23 protein-coding genes and 1 pseudogene are annotated in these 25,292 nt (G+C 40.9%); 11 read left to right on the top strand and 13 right to left on the bottom strand.

The window, feature by feature from the left end; translation table 11 throughout:
• Positions 1–67: 67 nt before the first annotated feature.
• From FD724_RS33160 to FD724_RS33145, 4 genes and pseudogenes are all read right to left on the bottom strand, one after another.
• Positions 68–451, bottom strand: a complete 384-nt coding sequence (locus FD724_RS33160) for a response regulator (RefSeq protein WP_179075957.1) — start codon at positions 449–451, stop codon at positions 68–70.
• Between the two features lie 434 nt (positions 452–885).
• Positions 886–3,027 (bottom strand): response regulator, encoded by a 2,142-nt coding sequence (locus tag FD724_RS33155; protein ID WP_179075956.1) that lies wholly within the window; start codon positions 3,025–3,027, stop codon positions 886–888.
• A 325-nt stretch (positions 3,028–3,352) separates the two neighbouring features.
• Positions 3,353–3,481: a transposase gene (locus tag FD724_RS33150; protein WP_372726543.1), complete on the bottom strand. Its 129-nt coding sequence runs from the start codon at positions 3,479–3,481 to the stop codon at positions 3,353–3,355.
• Between the two features lie 1,206 nt (positions 3,482–4,687).
• Positions 4,688–5,935, bottom strand: a pseudogene (locus tag FD724_RS33145) (ISL3 family transposase).
• Between the two features lie 206 nt (positions 5,936–6,141).
• Between FD724_RS33145 and FD724_RS33140 the strand changes: the two are divergent.
• Positions 6,142–7,373, top strand: a protein-coding gene (locus tag FD724_RS33140; protein ID WP_179076023.1) for an ISAzo13 family transposase whose coding sequence is annotated in 2 segments (ribosomal slippage) — positions 6,142–6,622 and positions 6,622–7,373 — 1,233 coding nt in all. Because the reading frame shifts where the segments join, the coding sequence is not laid out codon by codon here.
• 197 nt (positions 7,374–7,570) lie between these two features.
• On the opposite strand, the gene FD724_RS33135 is transcribed toward FD724_RS33140, so the two are convergent.
• On the bottom strand, positions 7,571–7,834 hold the full coding sequence (locus FD724_RS33135) for a hypothetical protein (protein WP_256874668.1): 264 nt from the start codon (positions 7,832–7,834) through the stop codon (positions 7,571–7,573).
• A 292-nt stretch (positions 7,835–8,126) separates the two neighbouring features.
• Between FD724_RS33135 and FD724_RS33130 the strand changes: the two genes are divergently transcribed.
• Positions 8,127–8,957: a hypothetical protein gene (locus FD724_RS33130; RefSeq protein ID WP_179075954.1), complete on the top strand. Its 831-nt coding sequence runs from the start codon at positions 8,127–8,129 to the stop codon at positions 8,955–8,957.
• A complete protein-coding gene (locus FD724_RS33125) occupies positions 8,950–9,486 on the top strand; it encodes a hypothetical protein (RefSeq protein ID WP_179075953.1) in 537 nt (178 codons plus the stop codon). Before FD724_RS33130 ends, FD724_RS33125 begins: the two co-directional genes overlap by 8 nt.
• A gap of 202 nt (positions 9,487–9,688) precedes the next feature.
• Here FD724_RS33125 and FD724_RS33120 read toward each other — a convergent pair whose 3' ends face one another.
• Positions 9,689–10,147 carry a hypothetical protein gene (locus FD724_RS33120; protein WP_179075952.1) on the bottom strand — a complete coding sequence of 153 codons (459 nt, stop codon included), beginning with the start codon at positions 10,145–10,147 and terminating at the stop codon, positions 9,689–9,691.
• Entirely contained in the window at positions 10,140–10,904 is a 765-nt protein-coding gene (locus tag FD724_RS33115; RefSeq protein ID WP_094353341.1) for a ParA family protein, read from the bottom strand. Before FD724_RS33115 ends, FD724_RS33120 begins: the two co-directional genes overlap by 8 nt.
• A gap of 582 nt (positions 10,905–11,486) precedes the next feature.
• Between FD724_RS33115 and FD724_RS33110 the strand changes: the two genes are divergently transcribed.
• Positions 11,487–12,449, top strand: coding sequence for a ParM/StbA family protein (locus FD724_RS33110; RefSeq protein ID WP_179076021.1), 963 nt, complete (start codon positions 11,487–11,489; stop codon positions 12,447–12,449).
• A gap of 2 nt (positions 12,450–12,451) precedes the next feature.
• Positions 12,452–12,742 (top strand): hypothetical protein, encoded by a 291-nt coding sequence (locus FD724_RS33105; protein ID WP_179075951.1) that lies wholly within the window; start codon positions 12,452–12,454, stop codon positions 12,740–12,742.
• 230 nt (positions 12,743–12,972) lie between these two features.
• On the opposite strand, the gene FD724_RS33095 is transcribed toward FD724_RS33105, so the two are convergent.
• Positions 12,973–14,601, bottom strand: a complete 1,629-nt coding sequence (locus FD724_RS33095; protein WP_179075950.1) for an ATP-binding protein — start codon at positions 14,599–14,601, stop codon at positions 12,973–12,975.
• Positions 14,602–14,927: 326 nt separating this feature from the next.
• Between FD724_RS33095 and FD724_RS33090 the strand changes: the two genes are divergently transcribed.
• The 3 genes from FD724_RS33090 to FD724_RS33080 all read left to right on the top strand — a co-directional run bounded on the left by FD724_RS33090 (position 14,928) and on the right by FD724_RS33080 (position 16,666).
• Positions 14,928–15,554, top strand: a complete 627-nt coding sequence (locus tag FD724_RS33090; protein WP_179075949.1) for a primosomal protein — start codon at positions 14,928–14,930, stop codon at positions 15,552–15,554.
• Between the two features lie 171 nt (positions 15,555–15,725).
• Positions 15,726–16,157 (top strand): hypothetical protein, encoded by a 432-nt coding sequence (locus FD724_RS33085; protein WP_179075948.1) that lies wholly within the window; start codon positions 15,726–15,728, stop codon positions 16,155–16,157.
• Positions 16,158–16,342: 185 nt separating this feature from the next.
• On the top strand, positions 16,343–16,666 hold the full coding sequence (locus tag FD724_RS33080; RefSeq protein WP_094332201.1) for a hypothetical protein: 324 nt from the start codon (positions 16,343–16,345) through the stop codon (positions 16,664–16,666).
• 78 nt (positions 16,667–16,744) lie between these two features.
• On the opposite strand, the gene FD724_RS33075 is transcribed toward FD724_RS33080, so the two are convergent.
• From FD724_RS33075 to FD724_RS33055, 5 genes are all read right to left on the bottom strand, one after another.
• Positions 16,745–17,290: a hypothetical protein gene (locus tag FD724_RS33075; protein WP_179075947.1), complete on the bottom strand. Its 546-nt coding sequence runs from the start codon at positions 17,288–17,290 to the stop codon at positions 16,745–16,747.
• Positions 17,291–17,442: 152 nt separating this feature from the next.
• Positions 17,443–18,228 (bottom strand): DUF6753 family protein, encoded by a 786-nt coding sequence (locus tag FD724_RS33070; RefSeq protein WP_179075946.1) that lies wholly within the window; start codon positions 18,226–18,228, stop codon positions 17,443–17,445.
• Positions 18,229–18,397: 169 nt separating this feature from the next.
• Positions 18,398–19,168, bottom strand: coding sequence for a mobilization protein (locus FD724_RS33065; protein ID WP_179075945.1), 771 nt, complete (start codon positions 19,166–19,168; stop codon positions 18,398–18,400).
• Between the two features lie 45 nt (positions 19,169–19,213).
• The gene (locus FD724_RS33060) at positions 19,214–19,852 is read right to left on the bottom strand and encodes a hypothetical protein (RefSeq protein WP_179075944.1); all 639 of its coding nucleotides are present in this window, start codon (positions 19,850–19,852) and stop codon (positions 19,214–19,216) included.
• Complete coding sequence (locus FD724_RS33055) at positions 19,849–20,997, bottom strand: ParM/StbA family protein (protein WP_179075943.1); 1,149 nt, start codon at positions 20,995–20,997, stop codon at positions 19,849–19,851. Before FD724_RS33055 ends, FD724_RS33060 begins: the two co-directional genes overlap by 4 nt.
• An 811-nt stretch (positions 20,998–21,808) precedes the next feature.
• On the opposite strand from FD724_RS33055, the gene mobC reads away from it, so the two are divergent.
• The 3 genes from mobC to FD724_RS33040 all read left to right on the top strand — a co-directional run bounded on the left by mobC (position 21,809) and on the right by FD724_RS33040 (position 25,131).
• On the top strand, positions 21,809–22,183 hold the full coding sequence (mobC, locus tag FD724_RS33050; protein ID WP_256874667.1) for a plasmid mobilization relaxosome protein MobC: 375 nt from the start codon (positions 21,809–21,811) through the stop codon (positions 22,181–22,183).
• Positions 22,180–23,685 (top strand): relaxase/mobilization nuclease domain-containing protein, encoded by a 1,506-nt coding sequence (locus FD724_RS33045; RefSeq protein WP_179075942.1) that lies wholly within the window; start codon positions 22,180–22,182, stop codon positions 23,683–23,685. The genes mobC and FD724_RS33045 overlap by 4 nt, the downstream gene beginning before the upstream one ends.
• A 90-nt stretch (positions 23,686–23,775) precedes the next feature.
• On the top strand, positions 23,776–25,131 hold the full coding sequence (locus tag FD724_RS33040; protein ID WP_179075941.1) for a hypothetical protein: 1,356 nt from the start codon (positions 23,776–23,778) through the stop codon (positions 25,129–25,131).
• Positions 25,132–25,292: the final 161 nt, after the last annotated feature.

Genomic DNA, 25,292 nt, shown 5'->3' with positions numbered 1-25,292 from the left:
CATTTTGAAATCTCTCTTAGTTTTTATTAGTAAATAAGGTGCGTTTCCCCTACATTGCACTCTAACCTTACCACCCCAATTGCTCAATAATCTGCTCGCCAAGCTGCAAGACATTGAACGGCTTCAGGATCACTCCAGCAAATTCAGAGGGGTCAAATCCCAGCGAATCGTCTGACGGGTCTGTGGCAGTAAACAATATAACCGGAATCGACTGCGTAGTCGGATTAGTTTTCAAAGATTGCAGCATAGTCAGTCTATCTTCACCATACAGGCTCAGATCGAGCAAAATCACGTCTGGTTGCTGCGTTTCTGCCTGCATCAGTCCTGCCTGTGCAGACTCAGCTGTGAGGATTTTCCAGCTTTTGAGGCGTTCTAGCGTGAACTTGACAATGCTGCACAGGTCAGGTTCGTCATCAATCACCAGGATGCATCGATTTGTATAAGAGGACATAATACCAATTCGTTATTCGTAATGAAGGGGCGTTAGATTTAATCTGGTTTCATGCGATCCAACTTCTCTCTAAATTGATTAATGGAAAATAACAAAGTACGTTCGCGTAGCATTGCCGCTAGCATCATTATTTGAATCAATCCCTTGAGAGCTAATTTGTAAACTAAAGTAAACTACTTGTCTAGTAAGGGTTTTAGGCATTTAAGTTAATAAAGCGCTTATTCGCTGAAACTCCGACCTAGTAATGAGTTAAGTACCCTTAAGATTTTCTTTACGAATCAGATACAAGGGATGAAGTATCAATTACTAATTAGGAATTTCCAAGAAATAAATTATTCAATTTATTCATAATTCTATTTTTCTTACTCCCCCTGCTCCCCTGCTAACACAGTGATTGGTTATTTTTTTATTTGGAAGTCCCTTATTTTAAATCCCTACCAGGAATTGAAATTTAAAATTCGCTGAATCAAATCGGCTTCTACGATTGGTTTTAAGATATAGTCATCTGCTCCCGATGCTAGGGCCCGGTACAGGGTATCAGCATCGGCATGAGCCGATAACAACAACACAGGTAGCCGACTCCAACGCGGATCGCTCTTGACTACCTGGCATAGTTCAATGCCGCTAAACCCCGGCATAGCGACATCCAGTAATAGCAGATTGGGAGTGCTGGCTTCCAAGTATTGCCAAAACTGGCTTGAATCTGCCAAGGTTGTGACCTGAAAGCCCCACGGTTGTAGTTGGGCTTCTAACATGGACAACAATGCCGGATCGTCATCCACAATCAGCAGTCTGGCATTGATAGTGTCAATCCGGTAGAGGAGTTGGCTGACGGCTTGAAACACTTCGGTAGGCGTGGCAGGCTTTTGCAAAAAGGCGTTGGCTCCTAAACGGGTGACTTCCACGCGCTTGGTTAAATCGCCAAGTCCTGTCAGCACCAGCACAGGAATAGTGGGAAATTTGTGCTTCAACTGTGCCAGTAGGGTCAAGCCGCTTTCGGTGGTATTGGGAAAGGTAAGATCCAATATGATGGCATCGGGCGTGAGGTACTGAAGGTGTTGGCGGGCGAGGGTAAGGTCAGTGACGGTTTCCAGGTGAATGCTCCAGTTTGAGGCATTTGCCTGCATTCGCTCAATCAAGTCAGTATCATCATCAATCAACAAAACCACGCGATCGCTAGACTTCAGTACTGGAGTGGGCGCTGTTGTAGCAAAAGTAGGTAACTGCTGGATAACTTGCCTCAGTTGCCCAAGCAGCGATTTTAGTTGAACCGCTTCCTCTGATTGGACAGCAGCCGTTGGTGTTTTCAAGGTGCGTTCGATCTGGCGGGCAAGTTCTGCTGCTTGCGGCATACCAAATGCCCCCAAAGAGCCAATCAGCCGATGGGCGATGGTCTGGGCGAACTGCCGTCCGTCAGGGGTGAGAGTATTAGTAAAGAGGTGGGCAATCGCTTCCTCCAACTTTGCTAGTTGGCCCTGCAATCGCTCCTGAGAATCCTGCCACATCTGCCGAATTGCCGCCACTGCCTCCACCTCTGCATCATATCGATTTTCATTCAGTGAGTAGGATGAGGAAGATGCGGAGATGGAGAGACATGGTGAACCAGCACCTTGAACTGAGTCGCTTTGCGATGAGGAAGTCGGAGTCTTGGATGCCACATTCTCGACTTGCAAAGACCCCATCGGCCTTGGCTTCTCCCCTTCGGAGAAGACCGGAGTAGCTCCGGTTCCCGTCGAGTCCGTTAGCGCAGCGTTAGCGACTTTAGGAGCGTCACTTCCAAACCCGGAGGGCAAAGACTTGTGGCGACTGGCGAAGGGTAACGCGGAGACCCTATCAAATATATTCCCTGTTTCCTCGCGTCTTTGCGTCTTTGCGTCCTCCGATCCCTGCTCCGGCTTTTCTGGCACAGATTTCAGCCGATACCCCAGCCCATACAATGTTTCAATCGGATCGGAATTTAGCCCAGCCATCTGGAGTTTGCGCCGCAACCCCCGAATTTGAGTTGTTACAGCTTCTTCACCAGGACATTCATCAATCGAACAGATGCGATCGAGCAGAGTCCTTCGGTCAAAAATCCGCCGCGGATGTCGCAAAAATAGCTCCAACAGTTTGTATTCTTTAGGCGTGAGATGTAAGCCTTTGCCTTGACACATGACTTCGCAATTATTTGGATCAAGCTGCAACTGACCCCAGCAGAGTACTTTGGTTAATACTGTGCTGCCTCGGCGCAGTAATGCCCGAATTCGAGCTAGCAGTTCTGATAGCTCGTAGGGTTTGGTAATATAGTCATCTGCTCCTGCCTCAAAGCCTGCTATCCTATCTGCCGGATCAACCTTCCCTGTAAGCAGCAAAATAGGCTCTTGCTGATTCTGCGTCCTTAGTTGGCGACACAGACGAATTCCATTCTCATCGGGTAGCATGACATCTAGCACGATCAGGTCATACTCTGTTGCCTCAGCTAACTCCAGTGCCGATCGACTATCACTAGCGGTATCAACTGTAAACTGCTGTGCTACCAGAGAAGTGGTGAGAGCAGCCACCGTATCTTTATCATCTTCAACGATAAGTAGTTTCATAAAAAAACCTATTTTTCAGGCAATTGAGCCAAGTATTTCAAAGGCAACCCGAAGCAAGTTTATTTACTTGCCCTATCTCTGAAGTGTATTGTGATGTAATATACTCTAATTCATCTTTTATTTATAAATAGCATTCCAGGCTAATGCAACGAATTTTTCTGTCGTCTCTAAATATAAAAATTTCAACCAAACTATAGAAGTTAATCTTAAGTAAGTCGGGGAGAAAATTTACAAGTATGTAACAAAGAATTAAGCAGAAGAATTAGAGTTAAATTTTACACGTTGCGTACTGTAGTTCCCCTTTTCTCCTCTTCTTTGAACTCCATCAATCACAGCATAAGCAATGGTAGTACTCATCCTCAAAACTTTTCGAGGCAAGTTCATGTTTTTTCAGGTGTTGCCACTCAAGTTCAATTGGATTCATCTCCGAGGAATATTTAGGTAGAAAAAAGATGTACTTTCCCCAGTCTTCCCACTTTGACCATAATTGTTGTACCCCTTAAACGGCTGCCCATATCTCTGTTACCTTCGTAGACACATTATACGTATTTACTTATCTTTATACAGTTTGGTTTTTTCACCTCCTTCTACTTAAATAACGTAAAAAAGTATTAATCTGTAATACAACTAAGCTTAAATAAATTAATGGAAAGCTTCATCTATCCAATAGGTTGAGAATAGTTTATGCCTAATGACATAAATTCATTCGTGTTGATTTCATTTGGGTATATTCAAAGGATAAGCTTGCCGAACCTAGAGCCTGACTAGCTTTATTGTCACTTAAGGGATAAAGTGGTTCTTGTCAGCTTTTGGTGATCAATAGTGGGCTGGTTTAGGCAGAAGGCAGAGGGCAGAGGGCAGAAGGAAGAAAGAATAAAATTACAGAAAGCCCTGTGGTATAAGGGTTACAGAATCTCTACATCACAAGAAAAGTCTTCAGGTTGGATCTGGATCTTTGTCACAAGTTCTACGACGACAGGCAAAATCTTAAAACCCTTCTGCCTCCTGCCTCCTGCCTTCTGCCTTAAAGCGCGTAACCTTTCATCATCACCAAAAGTTGCCAAGAACCACATTATCCTTTAAGTGACATTTTTTCTACCTAAATATTGCTCGGAGCTGCTTCTAAGCAGGTCTGAAATATTGTTAATCCCTCTTGTTGAGTCTGTAATGCCTTTGTTTATCTAAGAAAAACTTCTATCAGAAGGTTAAAAATCAATATAAATAGTTATTTCTAAAGAACTAAAAGTATTTATTGTAAGTGGCTCTTTAGAAAGATGTTTTAGAGGCTAGGGTTTGGTGTCCTAGTTAATATGTGCAATTTAAGTTGCTCAATTTTGAAATTTCAAATTGATTTTTATATTTAACTTGATGAAAAAATAATAGTAAATTAGCCGAAATAACGAGTTAATTAGAAAATAGCCTATTGTTAATAAAATTTTTGAAAATAACTAGTAAAATTTTGTTCTATGAATTATCTCATTGCAGTTTTACCAGACGTCACCAGTTGAGCAAATTTGTCTGGGGGACTTCCAGAAAATAAACTATTCCATTAATAATAATGATAATCATTTTAAAGGGGAATGAAGTGGCTGCCGTAGGCAGCCACTTCATTCCCCTTTTGTAGTAATTTAAATGGCTCTTCAGTACTTGTTATGCCAAACTAATAAATAAAATGCCAATTTAATAAGCATCTAATTCTAAAGTTTTCAAAATTTCTAAATCCATAGCCAGAACGTTTAATCAGTTTAAGCTTATTATTAATTCCCTCAACCATACCACTATTTGTACCATTATCAAAGTAAGCAATAATTTCATCATACCAACGAATAATAGTGTTGTTGCTATTGGGAAAAATATTTTTAGCTCTCGATAACCACATACCTAGTTTAAACACTCCCGCATACCAATCATTTGTCTTATTAAAAATTTTTCTAATCTTTTCTTTTAGTTCATGCATTACTTTTAAGACAGGAGATACATTTTTAACTTGGATAAGCTTATTAGCTTGTTCCTCATTTAAGTTATCTTCATTCTTAAGTAAGGGATATTTACTATTTTTTAATGCGAGCAATATATCTTCGTATTCATCTTTTTTGCCGCTAATTTTTCTTTCTTAATTAAATCTTCTATATTTCGTTTTTCTCTTTTTCTTTGTGTATCTAATTCTTTATTTATCTGTGTCATTACATGAAATCTATCTGCTACTACTTGAGCATTCGGCATTAATTCTAACACTAGGTTTTTATACCCTCGCCACAAATCTATACTTACCTCTTTTATTTGCTCTAACAGCTTAGTGCCCCATTCCATAAGGGTTTTCTTGATTATTTCTTGTGTGCGACCGCTTAAAATCGCAATTAGTTTAGATGTATCTAAATCTACTAATACTGCACAGTAATTCCCCTTGCCTTTAATCAGAGCTATCTCATCAAGTCCAAGTCTTTTTAAATTCAAAGGTTTTAAATTGGGTAAATCCTCAGATGCATCTTTTAACATACGTTCTATCTCTTCTGTTGTAACGATACCTTTTGATGCTACGCTGTGTATGTCATTTTCTAAAACTTCTTGTATGGTTTTGTGTGCAAGCCGTTTTTGTATAAGTTCTTTTCTTCCTCACAAAATCTAGATATTCACTAAATGGCTTTTGACATTTTCTACATTTGAATTGTCGCCTATTTATTTCTAAAAATACTGGCTTCTCTCCAAAGGGTAAGTCTTTAACAATATGTCGATGATTTTGATGTAAATTATGGCTTTTTGTGCCACACTTAGGACAAGTAGCATCTAGTTTTTTCGATTCAGTTTGTAAAATTATTCCAATCCCCTCATGAAGACGATGTGATATTACTTTTATGTCGTCTAAATCAAGAATTTCTGTGAGGATTTTTATATCATTTTTATGAACCATAGCTGTAAATCTTCCAAAAAATAATCTGATAGTATTTACAGCTAATAACAAATATTCCTTATGTGTCAATGATTGCAATGCGGTTAGCAAAATTTTAATGCAATTCTTAATCTTATTTTACGGATATAGCTAATAATTTGGCATAGTAAGTACTGAAGAACCATTTAAATAATGACGCTTATTTTTGAGTGTGGTAACTGATGTCCATAGTATTAACTGATTCTCTCAAAAAGTTGTTGATTGAAACTGCATTTCAATTAAAAGGTGCAGCAAAACGCAAATTTATGGCACAGACAGTTCAGGGCTTAGGTTTAGGAGGGCAAAGGCTTGCACAATCAGAATTAGGATGGAATCGAGATACTATTAGGAAAGGAATAAGAGAATTAGAAAGTGGTATTACTTGTCTTGATAACATGAGTGGCAAAGGGCGTTATAAAGCAGAAGAACACTTGCCAAATCTTTTAGAAGATATAAAAAATATAGTAGATTCGCAAAGTCAAACTGATCCTAGTTTTAAAAGTCAAAGACTATATAGCAGACTTAGTGCAGCCGAAGTCAGAAAGCAATTAATTGAAAAATATGGTTATAGTGATGAAAAGTTACATACATCAGAAACAATTCGAGTCAAATTAAATAATTTAGGTTACAAGCTCAGAAGGGTAAAGAAAATTCAACCTCAAAAAAAATCCCACAAACTGATGCAATCTTTGAGCAATTAGACATAATAAATCAAGATGCAGATGAAGATAAGAGTGTTTTACGTCTAAGTATGGACGGAAAAGCCCGCGTTAAGATTGGCTCATTTGATCGAGGGGGTAAAAGCCGGGATGGAGCGAAAGCTGATGACCATGATTATAATCCTAAAACAACTGTAACTCCTTATGGTATATTTCTTCCAGAGCTTGATGAGCTATTTTTGTACTTTACAGAATCGAAAGTTACAAGCGATTTTATTGTTGATGTTTTAGAGGATTTTTGGTTAGAACAAAAACATCGTTTTTCCGATATTCAAACCCTACTTCTCAATCAAGATAATGGGCCACAGAACAGTTCACGGCGTACCCAATTTATGAAACGTATAGTAGAGTTTGCCCACAAGCATCAAGTAAATATACGTTTAGCTTACTATCCACCTTATCATAGTAAATATAATCCGATAGAAAGGACATGGGCAATACTAGAGAATCATTGGAATGGCAGCATTTTAGATGAAGTGGAGACGGCTTTAAAGTTTGCTAGCACTATGAAATGGAAAGGTTCTCATCCAGTAGTTAAGCTAGTACACAAAACTTATGAGAATGGGGTAAAGCTTACAAAAAAAGCTATGGCTCAAATTGAAAAACAGATTGAGCGGCTAACCGATTCTACTCATGAACTTTTCCCAAATTTAGGTAATTGGTTTATTGATATTTGTTGTAGTAAAACAAAAGTTATTTGATTTTAATAACAGCATTTATTTAGCTACAAAACATCCCTTATTTACACTGTTTAACTTCAAAGCAGACGACAAGTGTATAGATTCTTCATGCATAGATGAGGGGGAGAAAAGGGGTTGCCGAAGGCAACCCCTTTTCTCCTCCCTTAAAATGATTATCATTCTTGATAAAACCTGTCTCTTGTTTTTCTTGGAATAATTTATTCTTTGGAAGTCCCTGGGCAAGCGTCTTCAAACTCCAGCATCACACCGCAACGCTCATCAATCGTTAGCGTACTGAGTAATTCCTTAACCTTGTCAACTCCATCCTCCACCCGATCAATCGCCAATCGAGCGTAATATTTAACTTTATCCCACCAAGAATCACTGAGTTCTACCTCTGTGTCCATACCCCCCCAATTATTATCTCCACTTTCATTATTGGGGGGTGTGGACGGAGCATTAATTCCGTATTGAAACTGCATTCTAGCCTTATGTGCCGCATCTCGCTCAAGTGATTCTTGCCGCTTCCTTTCCCTCTCCTCCCTCTGGTTTTGGCGATAATCTAGTACCTTCTGGGCCCTAGCTATCTAATTGGTATACAAAGCAGGTAAGCTGAGGAAAGCACCTAGCAGCAGTAAAAAATTAGTGATAGAAAAATTGCCGCGCCATCGCCCAGAACGAAAATTCAGTAATATCAAACGAATAGTATTAGAATGTTCGCTCATCGAGTGTGTGCATTGTGGGGCAGAATTAACGCTACGCAGACCAAGACACATGCGTAAAACCGTTCAAACAATGGATGGTGCAGTATTTGTGGCAGGCAAGAGTAAAGAATGCACTAATTCCAGTTGCACACATTTTGGTAAACATTACTACGCAACTGGCGTAATAAAATACAGCTTACCTTACAGTACCTATGGGCTAGATGTGCTGGCATTTATTGGTTGGCAGCACGAGCATGAACATCAACAATTGGTAGAAATTCAACGCTCATTAAAAGGGCGTGGTGTTGAAATTAACGAGAGTAATGTAGGCAAGCTATATCGACAATTTCTAGCACTCTTGGGTGGAACGCTTGCACATACACAGGAGAAATTAGCTGCCACAGCAATTGAACACGGTGGTTTGATTTGGGCAATTGATGCGTTACAGCCTGAAGGTCACGGAACTTTACTGTATGTATTGTACGAGGTATTAAGCGGTACACCAGTAAGTGGAATTCAGTTACCACAGGCACAGGCACAAAGGTTAATTGAGTGGCTGCAACCTTATATGTCACGAAACGCAGAGTTAATGGCAGTGGAGTCCCAGATTCGCGCTGCTGTTAGGGATTGTGTAAATCGCACTAGTCGCAAACCTTTCCGTTGGGGCGGTATTGAAGGCTATCAGCAACTAAAAACCATAGGTGCGATTTTACGTACTTTACCATGCCGGAAAATTGATACAGATTACTTGTCTCTCTTATCAGTATGGGTTGACCAAGCTTTAAGCAACAATTTTTCCGTAGCGTTGGATTTGGAACAGGCGCACCAATGGTTGCGACGAATTGCTGATTGTTTGCACTACCCCAAATACTTTCACCCCCATCAAAGACAATGTGACTAATACTACAGATACTAGCAACTTATCCTTGACAAACCTTAAAGTTCGATGTGACATGGAAGAATTATTACAGAAATTTCAACCCGATCCTCAACAACATCCGGCACAGTTTGCTCTCAAGAAAAAGTTACAACGACTATGGCACAAATACGGAGCTAACTTATTGCACTGCTATGATATCCCTGGCTTGCCGCCAGACAATTTGAAAATCGAGTCTTTGTTCAGCAATTTACGTCGTCATCAAAGGCGGATTAGTGGGCGCAAATCAACTGTTGAGTTGCGTGATTTTGGGCAATATCAGGTTCTATTCCTAGCCGAAAGTGAAGAAATGTTACTGGCACAAATTCGGGAAGTACCTGTAGCAGAATACAACACGCAACGTCGCAGATTAGCAATGGATGAAGCACCCCGTCAACAAAAATATCGCCTTCATCGTCATCCAGTTAGCACAATACAAGCTTTGGTTGATCAGCATACGGAACTTCTGACTGTGCTTGAGTCTCAAGCTCTTGAATACCAATTAGATAGCTAGGGTGAGCGATCGCTACTCCAAAATTGAAACTGACATCTATGTCACCTACTGTGGGGCGTAGCCCATCGCCAACGCGGTAAGCGAAGTAGCTGACCACCCTTTTCTATCACTATCACCAAAAGCTGACAAGAAACCATAAATTGAACTTTTTGCTTAATTTATAATCAAAGTCACAACCTCTCACGGATGGATTAGGGTTAACTTAATCGTTAACGTTGATTTTCTTAGCCAATGTCTGAAATTTGCGTTGTTCACCAGCTTGTTTACGCTGTTGATAACGTTTTCTAGCTTGGTTTAATACCTCTTGCAATAATTCCTCATTTTCTGAGCAGACGATAAATGCACCTTCTAGGAAAGTATCTCTAGTAATTTTATTTACATTGCAAAACGTATCTAGTTTGGTATCAATGTCCTGTTCTAACCTGATTGTTCGCCTGATGATCTGGGGTAACTCTAAGTGCTGTTCTTGATTAGAAGTGCTTACCTTATCGTTTATAACTTCCTCACTATCTAAATCCGGTTTTGGTTTTTCAGGTAAATGACTAAATTCAGTAATTTGGTCATTTAGTAAGTTATCGTGTTGTACTTTTACAAGTGTTGTATCCCGTGCTGGAACACTTGGACGTGTCTTTTTCTTGAGGCGCTCAAAAACATCAGACATTCTTTTGTAACCTCTCGATAATTTGTTGGAAGGGAGTTTCGAGTTGTTCAAAGCCTAGAGAGGACAAACTTACACCTTTATCTATGGCCTTTTTAAATTGTTCAGATTCTAAAATTGAAGGTAAAACGACTATTTCTTCGGCAATTGTTCGCATTGCACTGATACTCGCCTTACTTTGTGCGACTTGGTTATTACCTACCCATTTATCTCTGAATGGCAAGATGCCAAGCACTATCCCTGAAAAAGCATCAATTTCTTGAAGTTCTTCAACTAAACTTAGAGTTCGGATGAGAGAATTTACACCTTTGGATGATGCTTCTACAGGAATGATGATATGGTCAGCTGCCCCCAACGAGGTAAGGCAGATTTGCGATCGCTGAGGTGGCGCATCGACAATGCAGTATTGGAATAAATCTGATACCTCTTTTAAGCGTTTGCTCAGAACAATAGCTCCCATACCGCTCCCAGACAAAAATTCTTGAGCATTATCTAATCCATCATCAGCAGGAATTAACCATAGGTTTTCTCCGATTTCATAAATACCGTCTTCAGTATTGATCTGTTTTTTGAGAACTTCTAGAAGCGTGGGTTGATTCTGCTGAACTTCGTGCCCCAGGTAAAAAGTTAGGTTCGCTTGGGGATCGGCATCAATCATCAGTACACGCTGTCCTGTTTGAGCAAGCATTCTACCCAACAAGATTGCAACAGTTGTTTTTCCCTGGCCACCGGACAAGGATGCACAAGTAAGAATTAACATTTTACTGACTACCAGCAGCATTGTGTAAATTAGTCAATATCATAATGCATAATGTTGTTTTTAAGTTATTTAGTCATTATGTAATTTAGTCATTTGTAAATGACTAAATTGTAATTAACGCTATTTAGTCATTACTTTAGCTCTCAAAAAGTCCTACTCTTCGAGAAGATAGTTGTAAAAATAGATTTTTGTCCCGTTTAGTTGTTGCTGATTTTAGTCAAGACTGAATTTAGTCATTATAAAATAACTAAATTTTATAATGATGCAATCTAGTAAACCAGTTTTATTTTTTGAATAAAATAAAACTTCAAAATGCTGCTGGGGGCTATATAGGGGCTATATGTACCCCAAAAATGATTCAGGACTTCGATGAGTATTTGACCCCTTTATAGGGTATATATGGGTGTTATGTGGGGTATATTTGACTATTGGACACTTTATACCCCACTTAGCCCCCAAGGGGGTATGATAAGCTCTTGAGGCTGGAGAAAAAAAGTAGTCATTTTATTCTTCTCTCCTCTGCTCCCCCATATCTCCTCATCTGATAACTTTTACAAATTGAACCGTATTACCTTTCCCGCAATGCCGAACGTTCATACCTTACAAAAAATTTTTCCTGCTGGCTTTGATAACGGTTATGGAAGCCTAAAACTTTTAGTCGATGGCTTTGAAGTAATTCGTGTCCCCAGCTATATTTCCACAGCCGAGATGGAAGATGTACCCGGACGAGTACTTTTTAACGGTACTGCCTACACAGTCGGAGAATCAGCTTTCCGTACAGGTTATCATTTTGACCGCAACACAGACAATAATGAAAATAAAGTCAACAACGCATTATTGACTTTATTTGGTGCGTTGGCACATCTGCCACACCGTAAGGCTTGGCACTTAAAATTAGTTGTCAGCTTACATGATGTTGGCCTGGCTGATGAATTGCAAAAAGTACTAAATGGAGAATATCAGCCAATACTAGCTGGCAAACAATCAGAGGTGAAAGTAGAAGTGCTGAAAGTTGTCCTAGAGGGGATGGGTGCATTATTTGGGCATCAACTGCCGAAAAAATTAACCATTTTAGACTTTGGCAATGGTACAACTCTGTATTCTCGTTACAACCAGGGGAAACGAGAAGTTCACACCGCCTACCCCATCGGTGTAGAAGTTCTCATCGATGATATTTCCCAAAAAATGAAACATCTAAATGGGGGAAAAATCGGGGATGCATCAAAAATCCGATTTTGTCTGGAAATGGGACATACCAAGTACAGCCGTGACATTGATATCAAAGATATATACAGTGCTTGTTTGAAAGATTGGTATGAAAAATACTTGAAGAAAGTGGTGAATCTGACACTTGATGCCAAGCACCAAGGGGACGAAATCTGGGCGATAGGTGGAGGCTGCCTCTTACCTGGATTTAAAAAGTTGTTAGAAAAGAATGGTTTCAAAATTCTGGATAATCCAGTGGAAGCTAATGTTTTTGGGCTTCTAGAAATGGCAAAAACCATTATGAGCAAGAATCCAACAACCACATCTGGGAAGCTATAACAATGACAGACAAACAAGACTTGACACCGGAAAAAGTTCGGATCAAAGATAGCTACCGTGAGCGGATATTTGCAGAATCACAGCAATTAGGTAAAAGTTACCTGGAGACGCTTTACTTTATTATTGATTGTTATTTTGCTTTCAGAAGGGGTACATTCCCCACTCAACAAGTAGCTTTCACCCCGATTAATACTGAGTCAAACCAACTTATTCAGCCGACTAAAGAGCTATCTACAGACTCTAAACCAGAGGATTCTGATGACCAAACCTTCAGCCTTGATTTTGATTTGTAAGGGAAATATAGGGCTCCCGTAAGGTTGGTCAGCCGATGCTGTAGTCTCAGAGTCAGCGCCCAAGGATGTCACCAGTCGAAGTTAGAGAGCTGTTCACCCAGATATTTTGGTTGTGATAAAAATTACCACGTTGTTCTAATGTAAACCCACCCAGCAATAATCTCAACCATACTTCTACCATCGGCATTTTAAAATCCGACACAACCTTAATTTCAAAAATTACATTCGACTCACCCAAATAACTCCTGGTGCTGATAAGCAAATGGAGAAACATCCAGACTAGCCACAGGTTTAGCATAAATAGCCTGATTGCGAATAGCCTGTATCTGTTCTGACTCTCGCTCCATAGCCGGTGTAAATTCTTGTCGCTGTTTCAGCAAATCCTCAAACTCAATTTCCCCTGCTCTACCTTGATAAAAAGCCTCCTCAGCACAACGACGGACTGCATTACCAATTTCTGCTGGACTGCAAATGCGATATTCAGCCAACAGTCTACGCCATTGATCATCACTCCAAGGTGAGTTATTGTCTCGAAAAGCTGGAAAATACTTAGCTAGATGTAGATTGAAAACTTCATATCTTGCCCCTTCATGGGGTAAATCCACAAAAAAGATATCATCAAAACGGCGCACTAATTCCGCAGGTAGCATTGACAAGCGATTAACAGTAGCAATGGTATAAACTGGCTCTTGATGCTCTTGCATCCAAGTCAACAAAGCCGCAGATAAACGCCGTGCCACACCTCCATCTGCATTGGAGTCCCAGCCAGCAAAGCCTTTATCAAAGTCGTCCCAGTAGAGTACACAGGGAGAAAGGGAAGTCACCAAAGCAATAAACTCCTTTAATGCTCTGTCGGGATGAGGATCACCCAGTAGTACACCCCAGTTAGCTGCTAACAGTGGCAATCCCATTTTCTGAGCTGCTAACTTGGCAGAAAGACTTTTACCAGTACCCGGTGGCCCCCATAAGAGCATTCCAATGGGAAACTTCAAACCATATTGTTTTGCTTTAGGTTGAAGTAGACAGGTAATAGTTTCCAACCTTTTCTCCAGCAAATCTAATCCCCCAGCTGAAGGTACATCCGGTTGAGCAATGTATTCTAAACCCCGACCCCGCAGTTTACTAACTTTATGCTCTAGGACTAATTGGGCGATTTCCTCAAGCCGCTTTGTAAAACCCAGACATTGCTGTAGTAGCATATTTATCTCGCCTATGGGTAAACCCTGACAGGCAAGAAAGAGCAATTGCAGTGCTGATGTTTTTTCTGTTGTCTTTAACCAAGAATTGCGATCGGTTACAGCGCGGCGATCGCACTCAGCAAACTGCTGAAGCCGGGGATGGCTACTTCCAACCCAGGCATCACAAAACTGCTCCACAACCATCTGCACCTGCTGTTGGTCTGGAAGTGGATTTGACAGTATAGGAATAAAAGGCTGTAATTCTAGAGGTAGTTGAATGTAAGTTTCCAATAACACCCAGTAATGATGTTGTTGACTCCAGAGAGCTTGATGACAGGCATTAAGTAATTGATAGCTACATTTTTGACTTATTTTGCTAGCATCACCCTGATTTAGCATTCCCTCCAGTAAATAAATACCCGATTGATATTCCTCCAGAAGATACTGAATAATGTCCCCGTCTTTACCTCTGTCAGTTGACTGTAAGATGTAGTGACCTTGATGCTGAATTAATTTCTGTAGTCCACAGTAACCAGGATTCCAGACAAAGACTGACAAAGAACGTTCTTCACCCCAATGGTAAAACTGCTGTAATATCTGCATTCTGTCAGGCGTATGATACTCCACAGCCACAATTGGAGTATTTTGGTTAGCTAGAGCAGGCCAGTCTGTCAACTTCATAAATCTGACTTCAATAACTTACTTTCCCCTTTTAGAGCAAATTTATTACTGATGCTTTAGCCACAAGGATAATTATTACTAACAGGTTGGCTATATTTATTGTGTGAAAAAGAGCGATGGCTACGCCCGCCGCAGGCATCGCCTCCAGTACAGTGTTAATTTCGGAAACTGCTCCTAGTCCGCTTCTTTATCTCTTAAAAGCATAAATTTGTCGCAGCAAAGACAGGTTTGAAATCGCAAAAAAATGAAATTTAAATGAAATGGATGTGAAAGCCGCGATTGCGGCAAGGAGGTGAAAAATTTACTTCATTAAAGGAAGCTGTAAAATGGCTATCGCTAAAGCTAGAACCAATAACAATCGCAACGCAGCTAATGCTAAAACATCTGCCAAAACCAATGGCACATCCGCTACAACTAAATCAAAGGTAGCGAATGCTTCACCACAAGAAGAGGCATTAGCATTGTTGAAGGAATTGCGGAACCTAATCTTCAAGGAATACGGCGTTAAATTACAACTACGGAATTCGCGTGTTTCAACTAAAATCGGTCATGCAGCTCGTGAAAAACTCGGACTTGATATTGCTGCTCAGGTGAAAAAGAAAGGTGGTAACAAAAAGTTTGATTGGCAAAAATGGAATACCAAATTATTTACTAAATTGTTTGGACAACCAGATGCACTCAAATATGCACCAGAAGTAGTGGCAATTTTCATGAGTATGCTGTACGACACTATCAGCACTGACCCAGAGCAAGCAATAGCAGATTTAGTTGAATTCAACCGCGCATCTCTGGAACGTCGTAATTCTTTCCAAGAACAAGAAGAGGAAGAACTTGACGATTTAGATGATGAACTAGACGAAGAACTGGATGAAGATGAAGAGGATATTGAAGATGAACTCGACGAAGATTTAGATGAAGATGACGAATTAGATGAAGAAGATGAAGATGAGTAAATAACTCTGACTAATTCTCAGTAATTGACAGAATAATAACCCAAAGCAACCTGTATTGTTTGAGGCAATACAGGTTATTTTTTTGCTGAATAAAGAATTTAAATTGGAGCTAATTGCATCTTTCGATGCTGTTTCTATGAGAAAAATACTAAATATCAAGGAGTAATTCTCATGGTTAACGCTAACGTTCGCAAAACTGCCAAAGCATCACGTAAAATTGAAAGGCATATTCCTGCTTTAGAACGAGTAATGACTTATCAGGAAAAAGTACACCTGATGGTAATTGAAGTATTGCGGGAAGAATCAGGAAGAGAATTAGCAGCAGCAGCCAGATTTAACGGACAAGAGTTTGATTGGGACAAACACAATTCCCAATTCCGTAAGGACTATGTAAATACACCATTAAAAGAACTGGTGAATTATGCCCGCAAACTTTACGGCTTGAATAATCTTGATGAAATTCGAGATAGACGTGCTTCTCATAAAGCTGTTCGGTCTAAACGCATGGACGGACTCAATGGTTTAAGTAGCAACTCTGATGACTTGATAAATGACGATTTTGAACAAGATGAAGATGACGAAGATGTAGAAATTGACGATTAATTATAATGCCCTGAATTATCTAATTCGGGGCATTCTATTTCCCACCCACCCGCATCCAATAAACAGAATTGAATGCAGCGATTGCTGCTGAATTCAAGAGATTTAAAAGTGAACTCTAACTCAGAAGGCATCTGTCGATGCTATCTAGGTGAGATGTAGCAATTCGTTAATCAAAGGATAATCAAATGACTCAAATGACTCGTAATCAACAACAAACAAAAGCGTTGGATCAAGTAATAGGATATCAGGATAAAGTGCGATTAATGGTACTGGAAGTTTTACGTGAGGAATCAGGTAGAGAACTTGCTGCTCAAGCACGTTTTAATCAGCAAGAGTTTGATTGGAACGAACATAACATTCAGTTTCGCCAGGACTATAGCGAGACTCCCATCAATGAACTACTAGCATACGCCAAACGTCTGTATGGACTGAAAGATTTGGATGCAGTACGGGAGCGGCGTAAAGCTCATAAACAACAACGTACAGCTAGATGGGCTGAAGCTTCTTAATTACCTGCTGGCTCTGACAGTAGCCCCACTAAAATGTGGGGTAACTTTTTTGCCCACCCACCCTTAACCGTAAAAGCTTTATTTTACCGAAGATGCAGCTTCGCATCCCACCCCACCAAATGTTGTAATTGTCCGACTGGAAAGTTTACTAGTCATTAACTCATTAATCTGCTGGTTTGAAAGTTGAGTTGGCTTGACTTCGACTGTGGGTGCAGTTCCTCCCCTGTTGACTTGAATAATGGAATTAGCCCAATAAAACTGCTGCTGGTCAGGTTGGGAATAAACAGGATAACAGCCTTTCGAGGCGATCGCTAATTTATGCTCTACGCTAGAAACTGATGGTAGAGAAATACCAGCACGAACTAATTTTGCCTCTCCTACTGGCCCCCACAAACGTAATTGTTGATTGACACAACGTTTTCCATCCTTGAGAGGGGCAATAATGTTGCCACAAACTTTAACATCCACATCATACATCGGCGGATAATCAGGCACAGTTTGAGCTTGAGCTTGAGTCGTATTTTTCTCATCCTTGCCACTGACATTTACAGTAGTAGGGGTACAAGCTGTAACTATACCTCCTATTACCAGCAGCCAAAGCCAGTTAACTTTGCAGGTAAACATCTGCTGAATCCTCTTCTACGATTGAGAAATTGACAACTAATTTTTTAACTTAAACCCCGTCCATTTTGAAACCTGGAGTTTTTAAGGAGAGTGTATTATTCGTTCGTGGCTTGAGTTCTGAACTTTACCCTGATTCCAACAAACTACGGTTTTCAAGGTAGACGCGGTTTAGATACAAACTGGCGCTGATTGCTAGGTGATGTCCATAACGTGCAGAACCCGGATGAGGCTTTTCTGCTACTTGCTCCAATTTCCAGTGTTACCCCCAAACGCTTAACATCCTTAGCACAAGTAAGTTGACCGTTTTGGTCACGACTCAGCAAATCTTGATTCCATTGCATTAAGTTGTGAGCAAACTTACCTTCATTACTGGTTGCCCATTCCAAAGCATTGGCTTGGGCTTGAGTGAGTTGGCGTGGCCCAGCAGGATCTAGATGACTGGATTGATACCAAGACATTCCACCTACACTCACCAGTCCACCTACTCCAGCTGCAATTAATAGCAGTATTCCCGCAGCAATTAAAGAGGGAACTGAATGAATAGCACGCTCAAATTCAGTACGCCTAATTAATCCCGTCACAGCCTGAGCGATCGCTTTTTGCTGACCTTTTACTGCTGCCTTTTCATATGTCTGGAGATGGTCATAAAGCTGCGTTTGCCACAGGTCAAACATTGCTTCCATTTCTTTGGGATTGTCTTCCAATAGTACTTGTAGCCTGCCAGTAGCAATCATCATCAGAAAAGCTGGATCATCAGGGTCAAGTCCGGTTTGGACTACTATTTCCCAAACCCTAGCTTTAAATGAATCATCTTTACCTCGAATGGCTAAATCTAGTAAAGTTGGGTAAGGAATTTGGCTCAGTCCTTTGCCTCTAGCGGCTACTGAATCCAAAAATTCATCGTCTAAATCGAGTTCTTCAGTGTGAGAATTACTCATATCTGTATTTGCTTTTGGCTAATTAGCGCCCTCGTACCCTACGCTCATTTGGTAATCCGATTTGATGGTGGGAGATGTCACCGAAACAGTGCTGAGTGCTGAGTAAAAAAGTAAAATTAATTGCACGGGCTAAACACTCCGCTACCGATAACAGCACTCCTGAATTAGATTACTTTTTGGTAGCAACTTTGCCGTTGACATTAGCATCATCAACTTTTTCTGTTGGGGCAGTAATTGAAGCTGTCGGAAGATTCCAAATTTTAGCTTTCTCAATTTCCTCAGAAGCTTTTTTGAGAAAATTGTGTAATCGCTGCTTACCCAATACACCTAACTCTCCATAATCTCTAGCCGCAGAAAAATTTATCTGATTGGCATCAAGGATATCCCGCTCTCGATAGCTGAACTTGGGAAAATTGATGACAGCTACTTTATGAGCTTTGATTAAATCCTGTAAATTCTTACGTCCATCTACATGTTTCCAGTCGTCGCATAAACCATAATTGCGTACAAATATGTGCTTAATCTTGTTCTCAAAGCGTTCGAGAGATTGAATAAATAATTGAACGCTGTCATATCCACCACTACAAACAAACCACTTATATATTTTGACCTTATTTTTCCCCGTAATTTCTAGGATTTGATTACGCTCAATCCAATCAGTTACTGCTGGGTATACTTGAGCAGGTAAATTGACAATTACAGAAGTTGTTAGCGCTAAATTAAAAATTTCATCAGCATCGTAAGCTTTACGCTCTGATTCGCTAAAAACTGCTGTTTTATGATTGTCTGGGTAAAATGCGCCCACATCTGGATTACTTTGGTCTGCTTCTACCAACTCATAAGAGAGTTTATTGTCAATGCAGTATTGCACCATAACCCGTGCAAACAAAGACTTGCCAACTCCACCTTTTTCACCATCCATGAAGTGAATTGCTGCCATCTTAAATCTCCTTTCTGATTTGACTAAATGTGCATTAATAAATACTTAAATATTCTCAAACATATCGTCTGTTTCATCATAGAAAGACCCCTCACCAGGAATGAAGGAATCAGAATCTATTTTGTGTTTTGGCTGGTTGTTACTATTACTACTGCCATTGCCTTTCGTTTTAGCTTTAGCGCTAGCATTACTATCATTTTCATCATCAATAACACCGCTATTACCAATTTCTAGCCCGAACATAGTAGCAAGCGTTTGAGGATTGGTCATAGTGCTGAGAGGTACAGGCAAAACATCACTTGATTTATGCGGTAATCCTAGTTCCATTCGCAAATAAGCCAAATGTTGCTCCAGGGCATGACAACAAATTAACCCTACCTGACGCACCTCTTTATCACTAATTTGTACATCCGCATTTGCTTGAGCTTGATATGCTAAAGGCAACCAACACATTCGTAATGCCTGTAACACCATCTCTTTGCTAGTACTGACCCCATTTCCTTTTTGCAAATATATAATTAGCTTTGCATCAACAGTATTTGAGTAAGCACGAAGCCGAAGAGTCAAATTTTTATATTGTCTTTGTCTGTCAGTATCAGTTCGTTCAGGCAATTTGCGACTACCGCTACTATTGGGCTGTCTATTATTGTCATTATTTTTGGGTTGTTTTTTATTTGTAGTCATGCTACCTTCTCGATTTGCGCTCTAAACCGCATAAACAAACCAAACGCATCAATCAACCTAAACGACAAAGCTTCCTGCTCTCGGAAAGTACGGCAATAATCATTACTTTTATCCTTGAATACTTCTTGTACCTGTTGCTGTAAGTCAGCACCCCAATAAGTTGAAATTTCTTGAAAGCAGTCTTGTAACTCTTGCTCTAAGTACAATGCTGCGCCACCACTCAAAATCACCTCGTTCACCGCAGGTAAAGTTGATTCCAACCAATCGTAAAGCCTAGACCAATACTCAGCTTTAGCAGTAGCAATGGCATTAACAATCATCTGCAATTCATAATCAAGATTTTTAGGTTCTCTGCTTTTCACCAGAGTGCGAATTGCTTGGTTATCAGTTGTGATATCTGAACCGGCTGCATAGATAGCAGAGGTCAAAGCAGTGGCATCCTGTCCCGATGTGCGCTCAATTACTCGCTTTACCATTTGGTGAAAGCCCAGTCCATTGGTGTAACCCGCCGTCATCTTACCCCGTTCAAATAATAGAAGGCTGGTATTACGATGCCCGAACATAAGCACTGCGATGGTTTGGGCGTTAAACCATTCTTTACCATTCTGGCGTTGGCGAATCATTGCCAATCCCGCACCTTCGGGTAAGCACTCGAATCGCTCCAGTTTCACCCGCAACCTTTGACCCCGAAACCTAAAATCCTTGAGTGCAGACTGCAATTGTTGCTCAAATGCTTGGCGATTTTGATATTCACCATAGGGCAGTAGTGAGGTCAGTGATAGTGAAAACCTGTTAGGCAATTTGTTGTGTTGAGCGATCGCACCAATAACCGCTAGGGCTTTGTGAATTGAGGTTTCGTACTTGAGCTTATCGAGTCTGGCAGATGCTGAAAACTGCCGTGCCAGGAATCCAACTACTGTACATTGTGTATCACCATCCGCAGGATTTGACACCCAGGCTTCATCTGCTGGTTTAGGAGATTCAAGACCCTTGCGACTTGACATATAAGCGTCAATCGAACTTTGAGGCAACTTCAGCATCTCTGGTTCCATTGTCATCAAATGTGGTTTGCCTTCAGTTGCTAATTCGTAAACAATCTTGGTCAAGGAAGCACCAGGGTCAAAACTGACTATCAAGTTTGACATTGACTGTGGTTTACTTAAAAGCTTTCCTTTAAGTTAAGTGCAAATAGAAATCATGCCAATCTACCCACTGACCATTTTTATCAGGCGAAAAATTAGCCCATTGGTTATTTTTTTGCTGCATTTTCTCAAGTAGTTATTTTTATGCTATTGAATTCGATTCAAAAATACGCCACTCAAATGCCAATTCAACGCCACTTAAGTGTCACTTGAGCGCCAATTCAATCCCAATTGAGTGCCAATTCAACGCCACTGCATACATTATGTATATATTCTTCTTATCAAGAACTAAGCTTATTGACAAGAAAATGGTCAAAAAATGCCAATTAAGTGCCACTTAAATGCCAACTCAATGCACTGATGTTTTTAATTTGAGTAGCCCAAAAAAACCTTTGGTGAGTAGCAAGCTATGTTGCTGTCCGGACATTTTTTCTGGGGAGAAAAAACGCACCCCCCAGGTGCGGCAACAAACTTGCCCTCCTTTCACGGTTCCCCTACCTAAGTAGGTCAACCACCGTGACAGAGGTGAAGATGATACGAAAATTCTCTCTGGGAGTTCAGCCTGGAAAATTTCTGCAAGGTTTGGGCGGATTAGCTTTTTAATTGCGCGATGGGCTACACCTTGCCGTAGGCGATCGCTCGCTTTCGCTATATTGAGATACCCCTAGCGCTATCTTGACTTCCTTAATACTCAACCAAAGCTATTGCAGCGCATTTCATTATCTCGCATCGCATCTTGGCATCGAACCAGAATCGTAAGTAACCGCTTGGTCAATGACAAATGATAGTGCAGTCGTCAAACTTAAAACAGCTAATGACTAATGCATCAATAATGCGACAAAAACGCTCACACAGGATAGACATTAGACTGACTTTGGCAGAATACGAGAAAGCACAGTTAATGGCAGATGAAAATAATCTCACTATGAGTGAGTTGTTTCGTGCCAAGACTCTGAAAAATAGATTGCCCAGGCGTGTCACCAAAGTAGCAGGCCAAACTTACTGGGAGTTGGGGAAAATAGGTAACAATCTCAACCAAATAGCTAAAGTAATCAATACTTCAGTACTCATGGGAGAACCTGTGGTTGTAGATAGAGCATTGTTGTCACAGGTAAGAGATTTGGTGAAACAGGTGCGGCGAGAGATTGCTGAAATTGATTTAATCACTGATTTACAAGATGAAGCATGATTGGCAAGCACATCAAAGGTAAAAGTTTTCGGGGACTGCTAAACTACCTCTTTGGCAAAGATGGAGCAAGACAAATCGGTGGGAATATGGAAGGAACAAACCCACGCGAATTAGCAGCTGAATTTGGTATATCTCGAAGATTAAACCCGAAGGTGAACAGGGCTGTTTATCACGCTTCTCTCAGTTTGGCCCACAAAGAGAGTTTAGATGATGATACTTGGGATGAAATCGCCCAGAAGTATCTGCAAGCAATGGGTTTTGATATGAACCAATATGTCGTAGTGCGGCATACTGATCGGACTCATGAACACATACATATTGCTGCCAGTCGCATTCAATTAGATGGCACTACAGTTTCTGATAGCTGGGACGATCGCAGAAGTGAAGCGGTAATTCGCAAGTTGGAGCAGGAATACAATTTGCAATCGGTGCAACCAAGTTGGGAAAAAGATAAGCACAGTCCAACTACTGGCGAACGTAGGCAACTTGCCAGAACTGGAGAGGAAAGCGTTAGGGTCAAACTTCAGCGATCGCTCGACCAAGCAACCCACGACCATCCCACTATGCCAGAGTTAATAGAGCGAGAGCAACAACAAGGTGTTAATGTCCGCGTTGGTTATACTCGCACAGGCATTGTCAAAGGCATTAGTTACCAACTTGATGGTGTGGCTTTTAGTGGTACGCATCTTGGTAAAGCATATACCTTTCCTGGTTTACAAAAGCATCGAGGTGTAAACTACAGTCCCAAGCGGGATGACAAACGTATCCAGAAACTCATGGAACAAGCTGTTGAAAATCCCACACTAGCAGTGCCTCCAAAACAGGATGACAAACATATCCAGAAATTCAACTCACAAGCTGTTGAAAATACCACGCCAGCAGTTACTCAAACAAACTCCTTGCCTATACCAGAACCAACAAACTGGGAGCAAATACGCCTAAATTTAAGCCAGCAGTACAATTTACCCAATTCTCTGCTCACGGAACTGTATGAAAAGGGTTGGCTCTATGCAAGTCTTGCAGGTCAAGCAATATTTGTGGAACGCACACTCAATGATCTTCCAACTCTTGCCAAGCAGCTAGAACCAACAGGTAACTTCACCGCTATTCCCCTTAACTCTGAACCGACAAAAAATGGTAGTTTTTGGATTGCTACAGATGCCACAGTAAAAAGAGCAGTGCTACTAAGTGACCCGATTGAAGTTCTCTCTGTCATTGCCTTAGAATCAACTGTTGACAAAGAAAAGCGCAAACCTACATTGTATTGGAGTGTAGGCGATAGCGAGCAAATACCTTTAGAATTTTTGCGAGCAATCGATACAGTGGTCATCGCTTTTAAAGATTATGAGAAAGTTGAGGATTTGACAGCTGAGATACTGGCTGAACTACCTCAAGCCAAACAAGTTTCTCCAGGTAAAACAAGCTGGAATGAGATGCTAACCCTGAGCAAACTGCAATCCAACCAAAGTCGAATAGCAGAGTCTCAAGGTTGGGAACTTTAATATTAGTAACCAGAGTTAGGGTTTAACTGAGATTTTGTAAACAAGAGCGCGATTGCGCCACTGGGAAATGAACCTTTAGGCGTAACTGCCATGACCTTCAATTCCAGACAAACAACGATTAAATTTCTTAGACAAATAGGCTTTACCACCGGAACCAAAATTTGGCTCAGGATTTCTTGGGATTTGCCCACAGACCTAATACCTAAAAACTGGAATAACTACTGTCGCAATGGTCAATTTGTCTACTCCCACTACATTCTCTGCGGTAAAATCACCCAGCAAGGATTTCAACTCTACTGCTGCACTTACGGAGGTCGAGACAAACAAGGCAACACCTGCTGGCGGCTGACACCTAAACGCTATGCTGATGGTTGGGCATTGGCATTTAAAATGTCATATCTTGGTGCTACAGTCAGCTTTTACCCCAACCAACCAGACAAGGGAATCAGCAATCACCACGTTAATCAATGCCAATGTTTGTTCTACGAAATTGATGATTTGGCATTGAGTGAGCAGCGACAAGCTGTAGTTCGGCTAAAGGATGAAATCAACTTGGAACCCGCCGCCGTAGTTTATACAGGTGGAAAATCCCTGCACGTTTACTTTAAATGCAGCCATTCCTTAAATCCTGCTGAATGGCTGTACCTCAATCGCCAACTGACGATTATCCAAAACGCAGATCCAGCCATTTGCAACTTAGCTCGTTCCATGAGACTGCCAGGTATGCTTCGCAGACGGGTGGTGGATGGAATATTGAGTGCAACCATCCCCATTACCCTAGAGCATTGGTCAAACTGTCAGTACAATGTGGAAGAACTAGAAACCGCATTTGATTCTACAGCCTTATTTCCCTACGAACTTTCTGAGCAACGCTGGCGCAAGTGGGTACAACTTCTCACAAGAGCGAAAAATGGAGAAGTTATCGACCCACAAGCAGCGTTACTGCAACCTTCTGTGACTGTTCCTCGCTCAACCTTGCATTGCCGACGAGGGACAGTAACACAGGCTACAACCAGAGATAATGGCTCATCTCTTAAACAACTACGCGCTAGCGGAGTGTCTGTTCCTTTGTCTATCTGTTTAACTTTGAGCGATCGCACTTTACTAACTTATGGCGAATTTGAGGGAAACAGAAACAATTCTGGCTATAAATTAGCTCGTAACCTACTGGGTACATCTAATTTACTCACTAGAAACCGAATCGCTTATCATCCCGAACCACGTCAACTATTTGACCGATATTGCGATCGCTGTAAACCTCCACTCGAACCAACTGAGGCAGATACAATTTGGCACAGTGCAAATAAAACAACAGCCTTTGCCAGTCGGGACTTTGGCTCAATTGTCATGAGCATTCGTAAGTGGAAGTCACACCGCAAATCAAAAAAACAGTACGTCAGAAAACCAAGAAAATTAGTTAACGCGAGGTTGACAAAATCGATGTAATACCCTTCCAATTTTTACCCATAATTTACCGTGTACACATATCTTTGTACAGGATTAAAACGGTGTGGGACAACTCTAAAATACTTGTGTGTACACGGTAGCCCTATTCCAGGGAGACTATATGACTATTAAAGATGAGTATTGAAAGTATTATCTCTAGT

It is taken from the genome of Nostoc sp. C057, assembly GCF_013393925.1.
In the GTDB taxonomy this organism is placed as follows: domain Bacteria; phylum Cyanobacteriota; class Cyanobacteriia; order Cyanobacteriales; family Nostocaceae; genus Nostoc; species Nostoc muscorum_A.
The sequence above is the reverse complement of the archived record's forward strand: the minus strand, read 5'-3'. Positions and strand labels throughout refer to the sequence as shown.